Origin of the sequence: Streptomyces sp. YS-3 (genome assembly GCF_045257485.1) — a bacterium.
Taxonomy (GTDB): Bacteria; Actinomycetota; Actinomycetes; order Streptomycetales; family Streptomycetaceae; genus Streptomyces.
In genome coordinates this window covers 1-10,711 of record NZ_JBJHPC010000227.1, presented here as the reverse complement: position 1 = coordinate 10,711, position 10,711 = coordinate 1, and the positions used below count along the sequence as shown (strand labels likewise).

Below are 10,711 nucleotides of genomic sequence, written 5' to 3'. Positions count from 1 at the left end.
CGGCGGCCCTGCCCGCGCCGGAATCGGCCGGGGAACCACGGCCTTCGCGGGCGGCCAGCAGGGCACAACGCGCTGATCAGCGCTTATGCCGCCAGTGGTCGCTGGCGCGGTCATGGGGGTTCCGAAAACTGTTACCGGCGGGTACCCAAACGGCCCCGCCCGGCATACGCTCCCCCCATGACGGACTCGCAGGCCACGCCCACCAGCACCCGTACGAACCCGGTCGCCGCCGCCCCGGCGGGCGCCCGCACCGCCGCCGATGTGGTCACCCCCGAGGTGGTCGCCAAGCTCGTCCGGGGAGTCGCCGGCTCGGGCCGGACGGCCAACCACACGCCGTTCACCGGCGAGAAGCTGGCGGACCTGCCCGAGTCCACCCCCGACGACGTGGCCGGAGCCTTCGCCCGCGCCCGCGCCGCCCAGCCCGCCTGGGCCGCGACCCCGGCCCGCGAGCGCGCCGCCGTCCTGCTGCGCTTCCACGACCTGGTCCTCGCCCGGCAGGCCGAGGTCCTCGACCTCATCCAGCTGGAGACCGGCAAGGCCCGCCTCCACGCCCACGAGGAGGTGCAGGCCGTCGCCGTGGCCGCGCGCCACTACGGGCGCAAGGCACCCGCGTATCTGCGCCCCAGGCGCCACACCGGCGTGGTGCCGACCCTCACCAAGGTCACCGAACTGCGCCAGCCGCGCGGGGTGGTGGGGCAGATCGCGCCCTGGAACTACCCCTTCGAGCTGTCCGTCGGCGACGCGCTGCCCGCCTTCGTCTCCGGCAACGCCGTGGTGATGAAGCCCGACACCGAGACCGCGCTCACCGCGCTGTGGGCCCGGGACCTGCTGATCGAGGCGGGCCTTCCCGCCGAGGTGTTCCAGGTGGTCCTGGGCGAGGGCCCGGTCGTCGGCCCCGAGGTCGTCCGCCACGCCGACTACGTCTCCTTCACCGGCTCCACCCGCACCGGCCGCGAGGTCGCCCAGGGCGCCGCGGCCCGGCTGGTCGGCGTCTCGCTGGAGCTGGGCGGCAAGAACGCCATGCTGGTGCTGCGCGACGCCGACGTGGAGAAGGCCGCGGCGGGAGCCGTCCGCGCCTGCTTCTCCTCGGCGGGCCAGCTCTGCATCTCCATCGAGCGGCTGTACGTCCACGAGTCGGTCGCGGACGCCTTCATCGAGCGGTTCGCCGCGCGCACCCGGGCGATGCGGCTCGGCAACTCCCTCGCGTACGGCGCCGACATGGGCTCCCTGGTCGGCGAGCGCCAGCTGGAGACCGTGACCCGGCACGTCGAGGAGGCCGTCGCCAAGGGCGCGAAGCTCGTCGCGGGCGGCGTCGCCCGCCCCGACATCGGCCCGCTCTTCTACGAGCCGACCATCCTGGAGGGCGTCGAGGCCCCGATGGCCGTCTGCACCGAGGAGACCTTCGGCCCGGTCGTCTCCGTCTACCGGTTCACCGACGAGGACGAGGTGATCGAGACCGCGAACGCGACCCCGTACGGCCTCAACTCCTCGGTCTGGACGAAGGACTCCCGGCGCGGCCACGAGGTCGCCGCACGGCTGCGCACCGGCACGGTCAACATCAACGAGGGGTACGCCCCGGCCTACGGCAGCGTCCAGTCCCCGATGGGCGGCATGAAGGACTCCGGCCTCGGCCGGCGCCACGGCTCCGAGGGCATCCTCAAGTACACCGAGGCCCAGACCGTCGCCCAGCAGCGGCTGCTGCCGCTCGCGCCGTCCTTCGGGATGGACGACGAGAAGTACGCGGCCTTCATGACCCGCAGCCTGAAGGCGATGAAGGCCCTGCGTCTGCGCTGACCCCCGCCCCGCCCGCCCTTTCTGTTTCGTACGAGGAGAGCCGATGCCCCAGGAGACGCGCGCCCGGAACCAGGAACTCCAGCCGGAGGACGAGGGGGCGTACGACTACGACGTCCTGGTCGTCGGCTCCGGCTTCGGCGGCTCGGTGACGGCCCTGCGGCTGACCGAGAAGGGCTACCGGGTGGGCGTCCTGGAGGCGGGCCGCCGCTTCACGCCCGGCACGCTGCCGAAGAACTCCTGGGACATCAAGAACTACCTGTGGGCGCCGAGGCTGGGGATGTTCGGCATCCAGCGCATCCATCTCCTCGGCAACGTGATGGTGCTGGCCGGCGCGGGCGTCGGCGGCGGTTCGCTCAACTACGCCAACACCCTCTACGTACCGCCGAAGCAGTTCTTCGACGACCCTCAGTGGAAGGACATCACCGACTGGCAGGAGGAGCTGACCCCCTACTACGAGCAGGCCAAGCGCATGCTCGGGGTCCGGCTCAACCCGACCATGACCCCCTCCGACGTCCACCTCAAGGCGGCGGCGCAGCGGATGGGGGTGGGCGACACCTTCCACATGGCGCCGGTCGGGGTGTTCTTCGGCGACGGGCAGGACGCCGAGGGCACCGTCAGGGCGCGGCCGGGGGAGCAGGTCGCCGACCCGTACTTCGGCGGGGCGGGCCCGGCCCGCAAGGCCTGCGTGGAGTGCGGCGAGTGCATGACGGGCTGCCGGCACGGCGCCAAGAACACCCTCAACGAGAACTACCTCTACCTCGCCGAGAAGGCGGGCGCGGTCGTCCACCCCATGACGACGGTCGTCTCGGTCACCGACGACTCGCGGGGCGGCTACGCGGTCGCCACACTGCCCACGGACAACCGCAGGAAGGGCACGGGCCGCCTCTTCACCGCGCGGCGCGTGGTGATCGCGGCGGGCACCTACGGCACTCAGACCCTGCTGCACCGGATGCGCGCGGGCGGCCAGCTGCCCTACCTCTCCAAGCGGCTCGGCGAGCTGACCCGCACCAACTCCGAGGCGCTGGTCGGGGCGCAGACCGACAACCGCCGCTACCGCAAGGCGCACGGCGCCGCGCGCGCCGACTTCACCCGCGGCGTCGCCATCACGTCCTCGGTCCACCCCGACGAGAACACCCACATCGAGCCGGTCCGCTACGGCCGGGGCTCGAACGCCATGGGCGGGATGTCCATCCTCCAGGTGCCGTACGCGGAGGGCTCCTCGCTCGCGCTGGGCTGGCTGGCGAACGCGGTGAAGCACCCCGCGCTCCTCGCCCGCTCGCTGAGCAACCGCCGCTGGTCGGAGCGGACCATCATCGGCCTCGTGATGCAGTCCCTGGACAACTCGCTCACCACGTATCTGAAGCCGGACGGCGTCGGCAAGGGCCTGCTCACCGCACGCCAGGGCCACGGCGCGCCGAACCCGAAGCAGATCAGGGCGGCCTCCGAGGCGGCGACGGCGATAGCCGCCGAGATCAACGGCTTTGCCGGCTCAAACGTGGGGGAGCTGATGGGCACCCCGCTGACCGCGCACTTCCTGGGCGGCTGCCCGATCGGGGCGACGGCCGAGGAGGGCGTGATCGACCCGTACCACCGGCTCTACGGACACCCGGGCATCTCGGTGGTGGACGGCGCCGCCGTCTCGGCGAACCTGGGCGTCAACCCGTCCCTGACGATCACGGCCCAGGCCGAGCGGGCGATGTCGCTGTGGCCGAACAAGGGTGAGGCCGACCCGCGCCCGGCGCAGGGGCAGCCGTACGTACGGGTCGCTGCGGTGGCACCGAAGGCACCGGCGGTCCCGGCGGACGCGTTCGGTGCGCTGCGGCTGCCGTTCCTGGGGATGCCGACGGTACCGGCCAAGGCCGGTTCCCCGGCGGACTCAGTGGGCTGAGCGGACCGAGCGGGCAGAGCGGGCTGAGGGGCCGTCTTCGGCCATACGCAAGAAAACGAGGAGCGCTGCACCCCCCTCCGAGTGCAGCGCTCCCCGCTCGTCCGTGGGCCGCTCGCCGCGTGGGCGGGGCCGTTGGTTCCGCATGAATGACCCGCCAATCCTGTCAATAGTTGTCCCAGGACTCACAGAATTCTTATGTGCTCCCTGTCACACCAGGGGTCCCGCGGCGTACGGATCGCGCCAAAGGCGACCGCCGAGGCAACCATCGGCGGGGGCGCGGCACCGGGGCCGGGCAGAGCGAAGGGCCCCGCATCGGGCCATCCGTCCTGGGGATGGCTCCGCGGGGCCCTCGGCCGTCGGCACCGACGTCAGGGCAGCGTCGGTGCCGCGGGGGCGGCACCGGGGGGCAGCGCCGCTGGTGGACGAGCGTCGGATCGCCGGCCGGGCGTGCGGGGGGCGCACGGGTGGTATCGGCTACTCACGGTCGCTCTGTACGGTGATGGGGGACTTGTCTCTGTATCGTGCGGGATGGGCTGCGGGCCGCGCAACCGTCTGGGCCGGATGCGGCCGGCCCCGGGCGTCCCCGGTGCCGACCGCTCTTTAAGGGGTGACCGGGCTGCTGTCCCCTGCCGACCGGTCACGCGCGCTGGGGCGAGGTCCCACGACGTGCCATCGGCACGTCACACGCCCCAGCGGAGCCACGCGTGGTTTCTTCTGGCCCGCCCCTGGCTGGCACGGACACGCTGACCAACGAAGCGGGACACCGGCCGGTCACGGCGCCGGACGGGTGAGGCTGCGCCGGCCCCCCACGTACCGGACCCGCACGCGCCGCGCCCACGCACGCGCCGCACCCAGGCGCGGACCGCACCCACGCACGCGTGGCAGCCGCCCTCGCGGCCCCCGGACCCAGATGCCGTGCCCGCCTCAGATACGGCCCCGGCACAGCTCCAGCATCGTCATCGCCAGCGCGGTACCGGGCCTGCCCAGGGCGTCGCGGTAGTGCGCGAGCACCTCCATCTCGCGGTTCAGGTTCACCCGGCGCCCGCCCGAGGCGATCCGGGACTCCTGGATGACGGCCGAGACGGCCATGCGTTCCTGGATCAGGCCGATGATGCGGTCGTCGAGCGCGTCGATGCGCTCACGGGCACCGGTGATCACGGTGGCGGCCTCGTCGGTGCGGGCGCCGGTCTTCTCCGCGGGGGTGACGGACATGGGGACTCCTCGGGTCTGGGGTATCCCGGGGCGGCACGGTCCGGAAACGACAGAGCGCCCCGGGCCTTGTCGGCCCGGGGCGCTCTGGGAAGTGGCTTGTCAGTAGCTCAAGCAGCATCACCATGGCAGCCGGTCGGGCCGGTGCCATAGGTAAAGACGAAGGTCTGGTGCTCGCGCATGGCGACAGTATGGACCGACGGCCCCGGGGCGGGCCAATCCCGGTTCGGATGGTGAGACGAAAGGTTCCGCGCCGCTCCCCGGTAGAATCGGATTACCGACCCCCTCCTTTCGCCGGAAGGCCGCCAGTGTCATCAGCGTCCCCAGCTGCCGCGCCCGCATCCAACCCGGACGTAGTCCTCGTTGTCGACTTCGGCGCCCAGTACGCACAGCTCATCGCCCGTCGCGTCCGTGAGGCCCGGGTCTACAGCGAGATCGTGCCCAGCACGATGCCCGTGGCCGAGATGCTGGCCAAGAACCCGAAGGCGATCATCCTCTCGGGCGGCCCCTCCTCCGTCTACGCGGAGGGCGCCCCCGTCCTGGAGCGCGAGATCTTCGAGGCCGGCGTCCCGGTCTTCGGCATGTGCTACGGCTTCCAGCTGATGGCGACCACGCTCGGCGGCACGGTCGACGACAACGGCGCGCGCGAGTACGGCCGCACGCCCCTGCACGTCTCCAAGGCCGGCTCCACGCTCTTCGAGGGCACGCCCACCGAGCAGTCGGTGTGGATGTCGCACGGCGACGCCTGCTCGGCCGCGCCGGAGGGCTTCACCGTCACCGCGTCCACGGACGTCGTGCCGGTCGCCGCCTTCGAGAACGACGAGAAGAAGCTGTACGGCGTGCAGTACCACCCCGAGGTGATGCACTCCACGCACGGCCAGCAGATCCTGGAGCACTTCCTCTACCGGGGCGCGGGCATCGAGCCCACCTGGACGACGCACAACGTCGTGGAGGAGCAGGTCGCCCTCATCCGTGAGCAGGTCGGCACCAAGCGCGCCATCTGCGGTCTGTCCGGCGGCGTGGACTCCGCGGTCGCCGCCGCCCTCGTCCAGAAGGCCATCGGCTCCCAGCTGACCTGCGTGTACGTCGACCACGGCCTGATGCGCAAGGGCGAGACCGAGCAGGTCGAGAAGGACTTCGTGGCCGCCACCGGCGTGCAGCTGAAGGTCGTCGACGCGCAGGAGCGATTCCTCACCGCGCTGGCCGGCGTCTCCGACCCGGAGACCAAGCGGAAGATCATCGGCCGCGAGTTCATCCGCGTCTTCGAGCAGGCCCAGGTGGAGATCCTCCAGGAGGACGGCCCCGAGGTCGCCTTCCTCGTCCAGGGCACCCTGTACCCGGACGTCGTGGAGTCCGGCGGCGGCACCGGCACCGCGAACATCAAGTCGCACCACAACGTGGGCGGGCTCCCGGAGGACCTGGAGTTCCAGCTCGTGGAGCCGCTGCGCAAGCTGTTCAAGGACGAGGTCCGGATGGTCGGCCAGGAGCTCGGCCTGCCGGAGGAGATCGTCCAGCGCCAGCCGTTCCCGGGCCCGGGCCTGGGCATCCGTATCGTCGGCGAGGTCACCAAGGACCGCCTCGACCTGCTGCGCGAGGCCGACGCCATCGCCCGCGAGGAGCTGACGGCGGCCGGCCTCGACCGCGAGATCTGGCAGTGCCCGGTCGTGCTGCTCGCGGACGTCCGCAGCGTCGGCGTCCAGGGCGACGGCCGCACCTACGGCCACCCGATCGTGCTGCGCCCGGTCTCATCCGAGGACGCCATGACGGCGGACTGGACGCGGATGCCGTACGACGTGCTGGCGAAGATCTCGACGCGCATCACCAACGAGGTGGCCGACGTCAACCGCGTCGTCCTCGACGTGACGAGCAAGCCGCCGGGCACGATCGAGTGGGAGTAGGACTCCCCCCGCGACAGACCGGCGCCGCCGCCCCCGATCACGGGTGCGGCGGCGCCGTCGTATCCACTCCCGCACGGCTCTGTTCACCTGCGAGAACGCGCGGTAACTTCCCGGCCATGACCGACTTCCCGCAGCGGCCCGGCCCCGACCCCGTACCGGTGGACCGGCTCCACTTCACCCTGCCGCCCGTCCACCCCACCGCGGCCGAGGAACGCCGGTACCGCAAGGAGCGGCTGGCCGGGGCCCTGCGGCTGCTCGCGCGGGCCGGCTGCGAGGAGGGGGTCTCGGGGCACATCTCGGCGCGCGACCCCGAGTTCGAGGACTGCTACTGGGTGAATCCGTTCGGGGTCCCGTTCGCGCGGGTCACCGCGGGCGGGCTGGTGCTGGTCAACGGGGAGGGCCAGGTCGTCGAGGGCCGCCACCACGTCAACCAGGCGGCGTTCGCGGTCCACGCCCAGGTGCACCGGGCCCGGCCCGATGTGGTGGCGGTGGCCCACACCCACTCGGTGCACGGGCGCGCGCTGGCGGCGCTGGGCGAGCTGATCGAGCCCTACACCCAGCAGGCGTGCGCCTTCTTCGAGGACCACGCGCTCTTCGACGCCTATACGGGAGTGGTCGTCGACGCCGAGGAGGGGCGCCGGATCGCGGCGGCGCTCGGCGCGTACAAGGCGGTGATCCTGCGCAACCACGGGCTGCTGACCGTGGGCGATTCGGTCGACGCGGCGGCCTGGTGGTTCCTGTCGATGGAGCGGTGCGCCGAGGTGCAGCTGCTGGCGCGGGCGGCCGGGAAGCCCGTGCCCATCGCGCGCCGGGACGCGGTCACCACCCGCGACCAGCTGGGCAGCGACCTCGTCGCGTGGATCAACTACCAGCCGCTGTGGGGCCAGATCAGTGAATCGGAGCCCGAACTGCTGTCGTAACACGTCAATTTGATGGAGCGTCAATCACCCCTGTCGTGTGCCCCTGTCGACATGGGGGTGGTTTTCTTGCGGCACAATTCCCTGACAGTCGGCAGGACTTGAGGGAAGGGCGAGATTTCCGTGGCGGTGCAGGAGGCTCGGCAATGCGGTGGTGACTGCGGTCCCGGGGCGCGGGACGGTCACCGGCGCGCGGTGGCGGCGTTCCTGGCCAAGCGTGACGGTCTCGCCGCCGGGGAGGGGCTGCCCGCCGCGGTCGCGCACTCCGCCGGGGCGTCCCGCCAATGGGTGTCGGACGAGCTCACCCAGTCCGCCCGGACGCTGGCCGAGCGGGGCCGCGAGGCGGGGCAGGCCTGGCCCGCCGCGGTCTGGCCGGCCACCCTGGCGGTGGTGTGGGCGGGCGTCGCGGTGCTGGCCCTGGTGGAGGCGTTCACCGCGATCGGCACCGGCTGGAACCACGCCAGGACCGCCGGGCTGGTCGCCGCCCTGGTGGTGGCGGTCGTGCTGAGCGGCGCGGGGTGGCTGCACCGGGCGCGCGGCGGAGTCCTCGCGCCGGTCGTCGGCGAGGACAACCGGCTCTCCACCTCGCGCGCGGTGGCCGGGGCCTGGGTGCTGCTCGTGGCCTTCACGGTGCTGCTCCTCGCCGTACGGCTGGCCGGGGCGTCCCGCGCGGGGGAGCGCGACACGCTGATCCGCGGCCTCGAACTCTCCCGTGGCGCGGGCCTGCTGGCGGTGGTCGCGCTGGTCAGCGCGGTGACCGTGGTGGTGCGCCGGGTGGTGGCCATCCGTATCGCGGGCCAGCGGCTGCAGAAGGTGCGCGCGGAACGGCCGCGCGCCGCCGATCTGCTCACCGACGACGCCGGGCGCGGCAGCTTCGCGGACGTCCAGTACGTCCTGGTCTCCACGGTCGCCGTGCTGTTCGCCGCCGTGCGCCTGGCCCGGCGGCCCGACCGGCTGCCCGATCTGCCGTGGGCGCTGGCCTTCCTGGTGGCCGTGTCCGCGCTGACGTACTTCGCGGGGAAGTACGCCGAAGGCGGTCGTCCCGTCGTGCTCTCGGTGGTCCGGGCGCGCGAGGCGGGCGACCTGGACGCGCCGATCCGTACCGGTGACGACATCGAGATCCGCGGCGTCGGATTCGTACCGCCCGGAGCGGGCACCCCCGACCGCCTCGCCCGGATGGTCGTGCGGATCGGCGCCGTCCATGTCCATGTGCCGCTGGTGCCGGTCGCCGGCGGCTTCGCCAATCCCAGCGACACCGTGCTGACCGTGCCGGTCCCGGTGGACGTCGAGCCGGGGCGGGTGGAGGTGCGGGTGGTGACGGCGGCGGGCCTGGAGACGAACCGGGTGACCATCGACGTGACCGACTGAGCGGCGCCGCCCGGCCGAAAGCCGGTTGAGAGGTGAACGGGCGGAGCGGCGAACCGGTTGAGAGGTGAACCGGTTGAGCCGGCCGCCGCTTCCGTACGTATGGTCTGGTGACAGGGGTTACGGAAGGCGGGAACGGCGATGGCACACGGAAATCTGGCCCGCAGACGCGGCGGGACGACCACCGGCGGGGGCTCGCGGGGGCTGCGGGAGACGGCCGGCAGGTACGCGCTGCTGCCGCTGCGCGTCTTCCTCGGCGTCACGTTCGTCTACGCCGGGTTCGACAAGATGACCGGCGGCACCACCACCCTCAAGGCGAGCGGCAGCGGCTCGATCGGCGAGCTGATGCACTCGGTGCGCGACAGCTCCGCGATCCCCGCCCTCGTCGATCTCGCGCTCAAGAGCCCGGTCGGCTTCGGATACGCCATCGCCATCGGCGAGGTGGCCGTGGGCCTCGGCATCCTGATCGGCCTGTTCGGCCGGCTCGCGGCGCTCGGCGGCGCGCTGATCTCGCTGAGCCTGTGGCTGACCGTGAGCTGGGCGACCACGCCCTACTACTACGGCAACGACCTGGCCTATCTGATGGCCTGGCTGCCGCTGGTGCTCGCCGGGACACCGCTGCTGTCCGCCGACGCCTGGCTGGCGTCGCGGCGCCGTCTGCGCACCGCGTAACCGGCCCAGCTGGCCAGCCCGGCGAGGCCGAGCCCGCCGCAGACCAGCGGGATCGCCTCGTACCAGGGCGTCTGCCACGCGCCGGCGGCATCACCCCCGAACAGGGCGGCGGTGGCCAGCATGACCACTCCCGCGACCAGCCGCCCCGGCCGGAACTCATGACGCGGCACGGTCCACCTCCGCCTGGCCGATGGAGACGTGCAGATCGAGCTCCAGGGTCCCGGCCGGCTTCGCCCCGGCGGGCGGCGGCAGGGTCACGGTCTTCTTCTGGTTGGGCTGGATGTCGACGTCCTCCGGCTTCTCGGTGGGCAGCTGGACGTCTCCGACGCCCACCACGATGTGTGCCTTCACGGTCGCGCCCAGGGGCACGACGACCTTGAGCCGCCCGGCGCCGACCTCCGCGCGCGTCCGCACGCTCTGCCCGGCCGGCACCACGACCCTGCTCAGATCGAGGGTGCCCTCGCCCGATCCCAGCGCGTACGACGGCTGTACGTCGGCGGCTGCGGCCGGGGCCCAGTCGGTCCTGGTCCACTGGGTGGTGATGGTCTTGGGCAGCGCCGAGGCGCCGGCCAGCAGGGCGGCCGTGAGGACCGCCATGAAGAGCGTGCCGAACCCGGTGCGTCCCGCGAACGCGCTGATGACCAGGCCGAGACCGAAGACCGCGAGGGCCGCGGCCAGGCCGATCTGGAGGGCGGTGCCCAGCGGCTGGTGGCTCCAGGCGCCCGCGGTGCCGGCGCCCGCCGCGAGCAGGGCGAGCAGGAAGACGAACCCGCCGATGGAACGCGGGCCGCGGGTGGCCCGGTCGGCCGCCTTGCCGGCCCGGTCCGCCTTCCTGGCACGCGCACCGGCGCCCGCGAGGCCGACGGCCGGGTCGGCGTCGTCGGCGCCCCACAGATAACCGGTGCCGACCGGGCCCGTGGTGCCGTCCTTGATGATCGGGTCGCGCCACCAGGAGGGCGAGGCGGGGG

Annotated in this window: 7 protein-coding genes and 1 pseudogene; 6 read left to right on the top strand and 2 right to left on the bottom strand. The window is 72.7% G+C overall.

Annotated features, from left to right (window positions below; genetic code table 11):
* Positions 1 to 177: 177 nt before the first annotated feature.
* Both ACJA3G_RS19415 and ACJA3G_RS19410 read left to right on the top strand, forming a co-directional pair.
* The gene (locus tag ACJA3G_RS19415; protein WP_406554282.1) at positions 178 to 1,794 is read left to right on the top strand and encodes a succinic semialdehyde dehydrogenase; all 1,617 of its coding nucleotides are present in this window, start codon (positions 178 to 180) and stop codon (positions 1,792 to 1,794) included.
* A gap of 43 nt (positions 1,795 to 1,837) precedes the next feature.
* Positions 1,838 to 3,682 carry a GMC oxidoreductase gene (locus tag ACJA3G_RS19410; protein ID WP_406554281.1) on the top strand — a complete coding sequence of 615 codons (1,845 nt, stop codon included), beginning with the start codon at positions 1,838 to 1,840 and terminating at the stop codon, positions 3,680 to 3,682.
* Positions 3,683 to 4,606: 924 nt separating this feature from the next.
* Here the strand turns inward: ACJA3G_RS19410 and ACJA3G_RS19405 are convergent.
* Positions 4,607 to 4,894 (bottom strand): chorismate mutase, encoded by a 288-nt coding sequence (locus ACJA3G_RS19405; protein ID WP_406554280.1) that lies wholly within the window; start codon positions 4,892 to 4,894, stop codon positions 4,607 to 4,609.
* Positions 4,895 to 5,199: 305 nt separating this feature from the next.
* Here ACJA3G_RS19405 and guaA point away from each other — a divergent pair, with 305 nt between their 5' ends.
* The 4 genes from guaA (at position 5,200) to ACJA3G_RS19385 (ending at position 9,743) form a co-directional block, all read left to right on the top strand.
* Positions 5,200 to 6,789, top strand: a complete 1,590-nt coding sequence (guaA, locus tag ACJA3G_RS19400; RefSeq protein WP_406554279.1) for a glutamine-hydrolyzing GMP synthase — start codon at positions 5,200 to 5,202, stop codon at positions 6,787 to 6,789.
* 116 nt (positions 6,790 to 6,905) lie between these two features.
* Entirely contained in the window at positions 6,906 to 7,709 is an 804-nt protein-coding gene (locus ACJA3G_RS19395; protein ID WP_406554278.1) for a class II aldolase/adducin family protein, read from the top strand.
* Positions 7,710 to 7,829: 120 nt separating this feature from the next.
* On the top strand, positions 7,830 to 9,074 hold the full coding sequence (locus tag ACJA3G_RS19390) for a hypothetical protein (protein ID WP_406554277.1): 1,245 nt from the start codon (positions 7,830 to 7,832) through the stop codon (positions 9,072 to 9,074).
* A gap of 138 nt (positions 9,075 to 9,212) precedes the next feature.
* Positions 9,213 to 9,743: a DoxX family protein gene (locus ACJA3G_RS19385; RefSeq protein ID WP_406554276.1), complete on the top strand. Its 531-nt coding sequence runs from the start codon at positions 9,213 to 9,215 to the stop codon at positions 9,741 to 9,743.
* A 156-nt stretch (positions 9,744 to 9,899) separates the two neighbouring features.
* On the opposite strand, the pseudogene ACJA3G_RS19380 reads toward ACJA3G_RS19385, so the two are convergent.
* Positions 9,900 to 10,711, bottom strand: a pseudogene (locus tag ACJA3G_RS19380) (hypothetical protein); the annotation flags it as partial.

Excerpts from the sequence above, each read along its gene's own strand:
- ACJA3G_RS19405 (WP_406554280.1), bottom strand. The coding sequence starts at position 4,894 with ATGTCCGTCACCCCCGCGGAGAAGACCGGCGCCCGCACCGACGAGGCC.
- ACJA3G_RS19395 (WP_406554278.1), top strand. The coding sequence starts at position 6,906 with ATGACCGACTTCCCGCAGCGGCCCGGCCCCGACCCCGTACCGGTGGAC.
- ACJA3G_RS19410 (WP_406554281.1), top strand. The coding sequence starts at position 1,838 with ATGCCCCAGGAGACGCGCGCCCGGAACCAGGAACTCCAGCCGGAGGAC.
- ACJA3G_RS19415 (WP_406554282.1), top strand. The coding sequence starts at position 178 with ATGACGGACTCGCAGGCCACGCCCACCAGCACCCGTACGAACCCGGTC.
- ACJA3G_RS19385 (WP_406554276.1), top strand. The coding sequence starts at position 9,213 with ATGGCACACGGAAATCTGGCCCGCAGACGCGGCGGGACGACCACCGGC.